Origin of the sequence: Streptococcus alactolyticus (assembly GCF_042649785.1) — a bacterium.
Classification (GTDB): Bacteria; Bacillota; Bacilli; order Lactobacillales; family Streptococcaceae; genus Streptococcus; species Streptococcus alactolyticus.
Genome location: NZ_JBHRZX010000009.1, coordinates 1 through 7,287, shown reverse-complemented (window position 1 = coordinate 7,287; position 7,287 = coordinate 1). Strand labels below are relative to the sequence as shown.

At 40.2% G+C, this 7,287-nt stretch carries 5 protein-coding genes and 1 pseudogene; 2 read left to right on the top strand and 4 right to left on the bottom strand.

Translation table 11 applies throughout. From position 1 onward, the window contains the following. The 4 genes from ACFORE_RS02475 to gla form a co-directional block, all read right to left on the bottom strand. Positions 1-471: transposase family protein (locus tag ACFORE_RS02475; protein ID WP_380434949.1), on the bottom strand; the 471-nt coding region annotated here is incomplete at its 3' end. A 212-nt stretch (positions 472-683) separates the two neighbouring features. Further along, the gene (locus tag ACFORE_RS02470; protein ID WP_380434948.1) at positions 684-1,604 is read right to left on the bottom strand and encodes a serine hydrolase domain-containing protein; all 921 of its coding nucleotides are present in this window, start codon (positions 1,602-1,604) and stop codon (positions 684-686) included. Further along, positions 1,601-2,347: a CppA family protein gene (locus ACFORE_RS02465; protein ID WP_380434947.1), complete on the bottom strand. Its 747-nt coding sequence runs from the start codon at positions 2,345-2,347 to the stop codon at positions 1,601-1,603. Before ACFORE_RS02465 ends, ACFORE_RS02470 begins: the two co-directional genes overlap by 4 nt. Before the next feature lie 1,055 nt (positions 2,348-3,402). Beyond that, entirely contained in the window at positions 3,403-4,248 is an 846-nt protein-coding gene (gene gla, locus ACFORE_RS02460) for an aquaglyceroporin Gla (protein ID WP_154455488.1), read from the bottom strand. Between the two features lie 118 nt (positions 4,249-4,366). Between gla and ACFORE_RS02455 the strand changes: the two genes are divergently transcribed. Together ACFORE_RS02455 and ACFORE_RS02450 are read left to right on the top strand one after the other, a co-directional pair. Next, complete coding sequence (locus tag ACFORE_RS02455; protein WP_154455489.1) at positions 4,367-6,646, top strand: Xaa-Pro dipeptidyl-peptidase; 2,280 nt, start codon at positions 4,367-4,369, stop codon at positions 6,644-6,646. 160 nt (positions 6,647-6,806) lie between these two features. Next, positions 6,807-7,229 (top strand): annotated as a pseudogene (locus ACFORE_RS02450) (transposase family protein); the annotation flags it as partial. Positions 7,230-7,287 lie beyond the last annotated feature (58 nt).

Here is a 7,287-nt window from a genome sequence, read left to right as displayed (position 1 = left end):
AAAACTATACTCATCCCAGCTCATGACAGTAGGCAGGTGATTCAAGTTGGTTTTAAACTGAAACTCATTGAGCTTACGGATGACAGTTGAGGTTGACACCGATAGCTCCTCAGCTATTTTTGTTATGGAGGTCTTTTCGATGATTTTTTGATTGAGGATCGTCGGGATTTGATGATTCTTCTTGACGAGAGAAGTCTCAGCGACTTGCATCTTTCGACAGTTTGAACAACGAAAGCGACGCTTCTTAAGCAGGATTCGACACTTGAAGCCGACACAGTCCAGATAAGGGATTTTAGAGGCTTTTTGAAAGTCATACTTCCCCATCTTTGTCCCACAAGCAGGACAGTTCGGAGCATCGTAATCAAGAGAAGCTATAATTTCCTTGTGTGTTTGACAGTCGATAATATCCTTGATAGTAATATTTTGGTCTTTCATTCCGAGTAGTTTTGTGATAGTATTGAAGTGTTCCATATGATTCTTTCTAATGAGTAGTTTCGTCGCTTTTCATTATAGGTCATATGGGGCTTTTTTTCTATGCACAAAAAGGCTCCATAACTTCTGACTGGGTGTTACCCACTACAGAAATTATAGAGCCGAAAAAAGCAGTCTTGTCGATAGGCAAGGCTGCTTTTTGTGTTGTTAAGATCATCAAAAAAACCACCTCAACTATGAGGCGGACATGCTTAGAAATGTTTCTGAATCCATTGCGAAATCAATTTTCGTTCTTCAATCCAAAGCGGTCTATCATCGTAATCATAGGTGCGATTTGTCAAAAAAATCGCTGCTTTTTGCTCCTTGCGATTAATGGCGATATAAGGTCCAGTATAGCCTGTATGGTCCAACCAGTCCCCTTCCTTGTTCCAAGCTAGAGAGCGCTCCTTTGCCGTACTGCTAAAATTACGCCAAATGCCACGAGCAAAGTCGTCCGTCAAATAATGCTGGCAGAACACTTCCAAATCCTTGACCGTTGAAAACAAGCCCGCAGAACCTGAGTGATGGCCCAAAACCTTAGCTTTGGGATCATGAACCATACCGTCCGTAACACCTGAAAGCGTTGGAACCGCCCCTTTTACAGGACCAAAGCTGGTCTTTTCCATCCCAAAAGGCTGAAAAACAAGCTCCTTGAAAATCTCATCCAAGGATTGCCCCAACTGGTATTCTAACATGAAACCTAGCAGCAAAAAGTTAATGTCGGTGTACAAAAAAGCTTTAGAGTCGGTCACTCGAATGTGATTGATAGCCGCTTTCAACTCCTGTGCGTTTAGCTTATCACGGTTAGGAATAAAAGGATCAATGCCACTGCCATGGGTTAAGAGTTGCCGCAAGGTCACCGTATTGTCCTGAAAATCAGGGTAACAGTGCACCAAAGGGGCGTCTAAATCCCAAGTTTTCTCCTGTAAAAGCGAAATCATCACCGTTCCCACACCGACAACTTTTGATACTGAGGCTAAATCGTAAATGCGATTGGGTTGAACAGGTGTTTTCCCATCAATTGTACCAATGTAATGCTCCGTCCACTGACCATTTTTAAAAAGAGCCACAGAGGCTCCATTGTAAATATGACGTGTCATTTGGTCATGGACAATATCTAATAAATCCATCATTTTGTAAACCAAATTTCAATGCGATTAGGGTCTGAAAGCACAAGGACTTTTTCTTTTTTGTCTAAGTAAACCTCTTGACCCTTTTGTTCTAGAAAATCAGACAAGTGTTTCAAATCATAGTCTTGGGGTACTTGGCATTCCAAAATATCCAAATCCCATGTTTCATGCGGTTCTACTGTCAAATCAGGTCCACTGGCCTGAACAAAACGCATATCCACAGGAAATTCCCCAGCAAAAACATCGTCGTAGAAAGCACGTGCTGCAGCTTCATCAGCGACATTAAGCGTGATTTGCTCAAATTGAAAATCTGAAACGATAGCCAAGTCTCCGTTTTGAGGGAAGCTCTTTGGCTCAATTTCTTTCAAAGTGGCTACATCGTCTTCTACGTGCAGCAAGAAGAGGTCACCTTCTGGAGAAATCGTTTCAAAAGCGAAACCTTTGTCGCCTTCAAACAAACGTTCAACAACAACACCATTTCCTAAAACAGCCAATAACTCGTTTGCATTTGGGAGTTTAACGACCAGTTGATTGGTCTTTTTAGTGCCCTCTACAGCTCTTGTACGGGGATGTGGCGATTCTTCAATGATGAAACTAGCCTTTTTATTTTTAGCTGAAAAAATAGCAAGGGCGTTCTCCTCAACTACCAATTTAAATCCTAGTCGTTTGTAAAAATCAATATTGTGGTCACGGTTATTCACGCGTAAAACAGGGTGTTTAAAGGTGATGCCGTCAAATAATGTCATTTATCTCTCCTTGCTATGTTGTGTAATGCCAAAAGCATCTCTTATATAGGCGGCTACTCTATTGTAGAAAAAAAAATAGCATTTGACAAGAAATTATGTGCTTTTTAGGCTCTATAATTTCTGTAGTAGACACTACCAGCCAGAGATGACTCTTGAATGCCCATAAACGTTAATATAATCGTGTTGATTAACGCTTTGAGAATTGTAGCTTTCTTAAGATCCTTTTTTATCTCATTTATCATTCTTTGATAAATGTCAGTAATACCAAGCACCTATTAGAGACTTTATTCGTTTATTATCTAACCTATTATTTCAGACCACGGGTTATCAAGAGATTATCAAAAATGAGTTTTCGAAACTTATGTAATTGATAAACTAGAATAGCAATGTTAATCATAAAAATCAATTTGATAGATTAGATTTTTTGTCTCTTAATAATTTTTCAATTTTATCAACATGATACTTCCAATACAATAAACCAATGATTGTAATAGGTATTTCTAGCAAAACAAAACGGATTGCTATAGTAAAACTCAAGCCAACAACCAGCATATATGCCATTTCAACTATACTAGATATTAAAAATATAGTAAGTATTTGGATATAGATGTTTTTTCTGAAATTTGATGGAGTATTTAAATAATAACTCTAAAGCAAACACTTCAACATATCCGAATATTATGAATATAATAATATTGATCCAAGACGTTAAACTTGAATTTATGAGAGTAAAATATAGATTGTAGATTGCACCAATGCAAAGCAAGAGTAGAAGTTTTTTTAAGTATTTCACCACTAATCCTCTAGGTTTCCTCCTTATTAAAATTTGTCACATTTGACATTATTAGTATAGCTCCATCAATAAAATTTATATTCTTTTGGCCTATAAGTTGCAAAAATCAACATATAAGATGCACAGAGGAGATTCTTCCCAAAAAAGAAAAAAACAATTTGGTTCTCTCTTGATGTTAGCTAACGTCACCCCACTACAGTTGACAAAGAGCCACTTTTTAGCAAAAGAAAAAGAGCCTAAACAGGCTCTTAAAAAACAGGTATTATAAATACAAGAATTTGAATAGGCAAACGGCTGCAATAGCTGCAAGAATTGGAGCTACTACTGGTACCCAAGCATACCACCATTTAGAATCACCCTTGTGTTCACCAAGAACTGATTTTGGAAGCAAAGCATGGACAATACGTGGACCAAGGTCACGCGCTGGGTTAAGACCTGGACCTGTAGGACCTCCAAGTGAAGCCACCAAAGTCATTACAAGGAAACCAAGACCCAAGTGTGCTACTGCAAGTGATCCTGTTGTGTAAGGAGCTACTTGGCTTATTGCTGTTGTCACATCATAACCGTAAGTTGTCAAGCGTGTGATCAATTCAGCACCAAAGTAGTTTTTCGTCAAAGCCATAGCGCCAAAGAATAGGACAAATGAACCTAAGAATTCGTTTAGGAAACCATTGATCCAAGCAGCTTTGTGGCTTGCTTGTGTGCCATCGTCAACAGCTGAAATAGTTGAGAATGAACCAAGAATAGCATTTGGGTTTTCTGTTTTGAGGTAGAAAGGTTTGTGAGTCATCACAACAAGCAATTGACCGCACATTGCACCTAAGAATTGAGCAAGAATATATTGTGGAACGTGAGCCCAATCAAATAAACCAGAAATAGCAAGTGCCAAAGTAAAGGCTGGGTTAATGTGGTTTCCTGAAACATTACCAAACATAAGTGCTGGAATCATCACACCAAATCCATAACCAACGGCAATGATAATCCAACCAGATCTGTATCCTTTTGTCCCTTTAAGTTCAACGTTAGCAACAGCACCATTTCCAAGGATAATAAGGAATGCCGTCCCGATAAATTCTGTGATGTATTTCACAGTCCATGTAACATCCATGTGTCTTTTGTTTCCTCCAAAATTATAGTTTAGACAAGTATCATTTTATCAAGTATAATAGACAATGTAAAGGCTCTCTTTAAAATAAAAACGTTTACTTTTATAGAAAGGAAGTTTCATGAAATACAATCAATTCTCTTTCATCCCAAGACCTGTCGCCATTGTTGAACAAGAATTGCAAGCCTTAGGATTTGACCTCAACCAAAAGCATGAAGACAAGATGGCTTTGGAAAATTTCTGCCGCAAAATCTTCTTTAACTACGAGGATACGGACTATCCACTCCACAATCTTTTGGCTGATTTTGGCACAGATTTGCTGACCTTTTTCCAATCTGATGCGCCTTTGACAACGGATATTTTCAACACCGTTGCACTGCAATTGCTGGGCTTTATTCCTCATGTGGATTTCACAGATACGAATGCATTTGTAGAAAAAATAGCCTTTCCTGTGCATTATCAAAAAGGGCATATGCTTGAGACGCTTTACCATCTACTAGCCAGCCGAAATAAATCTGGCATGACCTTACTAGATGATGTGGTTAGTCGTGGGCTTATCCCCGTTGACAATGACTACCACTTTTTTAATGGCAAATCTCTAGCTACCTTTGATACGACAGATGTCGTCCGTGAGATTGTTTATGTGCAAGCTCCGATTGACACGGACCAAAACGCTAAAAGCGACTTGATTAAGGTTACTATTATTCGTGCAAAAAGCAAGCACCCCTTACCAACCATGATGACAGCAAGCCCTTACCACGCAGGGACAAATGGCCTTGCTAATGACAAAAAATTGTACAAAATGGAAGGGGAATTAGCGGTTAAACCAGCGGGCAAGATAAACGTTGAAACGCATGATTTTGAGCCTTTAAACTTAGCTGACGAGGACCTGCCTGTTGGAAATAGTGAAGAAAGCTTCCACTTTATTGACCCCTACACCCTGAACGATTACTTCCTTGCGCGTGGGTTTGCAAATATCTATGTTTCAGGCGTCGGAACAGCGGGTTCTGATGGCTTTATGACCAGCGGCGACTATGCCCAAGTGGAAAGCTTTAAAGCGGTGATTGATTGGTTAAATGGCAGAGCGATTGCCTTTTCTAGCCATCGTCGCGACAAGAAAGTATTAGCAGATTGGGCTAGTGGCTTGGTGTGTACAACTGGGAAATCTTACCTAGGAACCATGTCAACGGCTCTTGCAACCACTGGTGTGGACGGTTTGAAGGTTATTATTTCCGAGTCAGCTATTTCATCTTGGTATGATTATTACCGTGAAAATGGTCTTGTTTGCAGCCCTGGTGGCTATCCTGGTGAGGACCTTGACGTATTGACCGAATTAACCTATTCACGCAATTTATTGGCTGGAGATTACCTCCGTCATAATGCGCATTACCAAGACTTGCTTGATGCTCAATCCGCTCAATTGGACCGCACGTTTGGGGATTACAATCAATTTTGGCATGACCGCAATTATCTACCACACGCTGATAAGGTACAGGCGACTTGCGTCTTTACTCACGGGCTTCAGGACTGGAATGTCAAGCCGCGCCATGTTTTCAACATTTTCAATGCTCTGCCTGACACGGTCGAAAAACACGCCTTTTTACACCATGGCGAGCACGTTTACATGCACAATTGGCAATCCATTGATTTTCGTGAAAGCATGAATGCCTTGCTTTCAGAAAAAATGCTCGGTCAAGACAATCACTTTACGCTACCGACGGTTGTTTGGCAAGATAATAGCCAGCCACAAAGATGGGAAAAATTGGACACATTTGGTAGTGACAAACAAGTGACCCTTGCTCTTGGTAGTGAAGAGCGAGTCATTGATAACCAGTATGACGAAGCTGATTTTGAACGTTATGGCAAGCAGTTTAGAACATTTAAAAAAGACTTGTTTGCTGGCAAAGCCAATAGCATTTGCCTTGATTTTCCAGTGGAAGATAGCTGGCGTATCAACGGTCAAATGACCCTGCATCTGAAAGTGAAATCAAGTGTCAATAAGGGTATCTTGTCTGCTCAGGTACTTGATTACGGTGAGAAAAAACGTTTCAAAGACCTGCCAGCTGTCCTTGGTTTACACGCCATTGACAATGGACACAATTTCTCTCGCGAGGCTCTCAAGGAATTGCCATTTACTAAAACACCTGAGCGTGTGATTACGAAAGGGCTTATGAACCTGCAAAATCGCACGGATCTCATGACTATTGAGGACGTTACTGCTGATAAGTGGATGTGCTTTGACTTGACCTTGCAACCAAGCCTTTACCAACTAGAAAAGGGCGATACGCTGCGTGTCTTGCTTTACACCACTGATTTTGAACATACGATTCGTGATAATAGCAAGTACCACTTAACCGTGGATTTAGGCCAGTCATACTTGCATTTGCCTATCGATGACTAACACAAAAAGAAGTCAAATCTGATATTTGACTTCTTTGGCTCTATAATTTCTGTAGTGGGTAACACCCAGTCAGAAGTTATGGAGCCTTTTCGTGCATAGAAAAAAAGCCCCATATGACTTATAATGAAAAGCGACGAAACTACTCATTAGAAAGAATCATATGGAACACTTCAATACTATCACAAAACTACCCGGAATGAAAGACCAAAATATTACTATCAAGGATATTATCGACTGTCAAACACACAAGGAAATCATAGCTTCTCTTGATTACGATGCACCTGATTGTTCGCATTGTAGGGGAAAGATGACTAAATACGACTTCCAGAAAGCCTCTAAAATCCCTTATCTGGACTGTGTCGGCTTCAAGTGTCGAATCCTTCTTAAGAAGCGTCGCTTTCGTTGTTCAAACTGTCGAAAGATGCAAGTCGCTGAGACTTTTCTCGTCAAGAAGAATCATCAAATCCCGACGATCCTCAATCAAAAAATCGCTCAAAAACTCATCGAAAAGACCTCCATGACAAAAATAGCTGAGGAGCTATCGGTGTCAACCTCTACTGTCATCCGTATGCTCAAATCGTTCTCGACCGTTTTCCCCTCGCTTTCTCATTTTTTAAGCTCGGGCTAAAATAGTCCACTGG

Coding starts and splice junctions, on each gene's coding strand:
- ACFORE_RS02470 (WP_380434948.1), bottom strand. CDS start 1,604: ATGATGGATTTATTAGATATTGTCCATGACCAAATGACACGTCATATT.
- ACFORE_RS02465 (WP_380434947.1), bottom strand. CDS start 2,347: ATGACATTATTTGACGGCATCACCTTTAAACACCCTGTTTTACGCGTG.
- gla (WP_154455488.1), bottom strand. CDS start 4,248: ATGGATGTTACATGGACTGTGAAATACATCACAGAATTTATCGGGACG.
- ACFORE_RS02455 (WP_154455489.1), top strand. CDS start 4,367: ATGAAATACAATCAATTCTCTTTCATCCCAAGACCTGTCGCCATTGTT.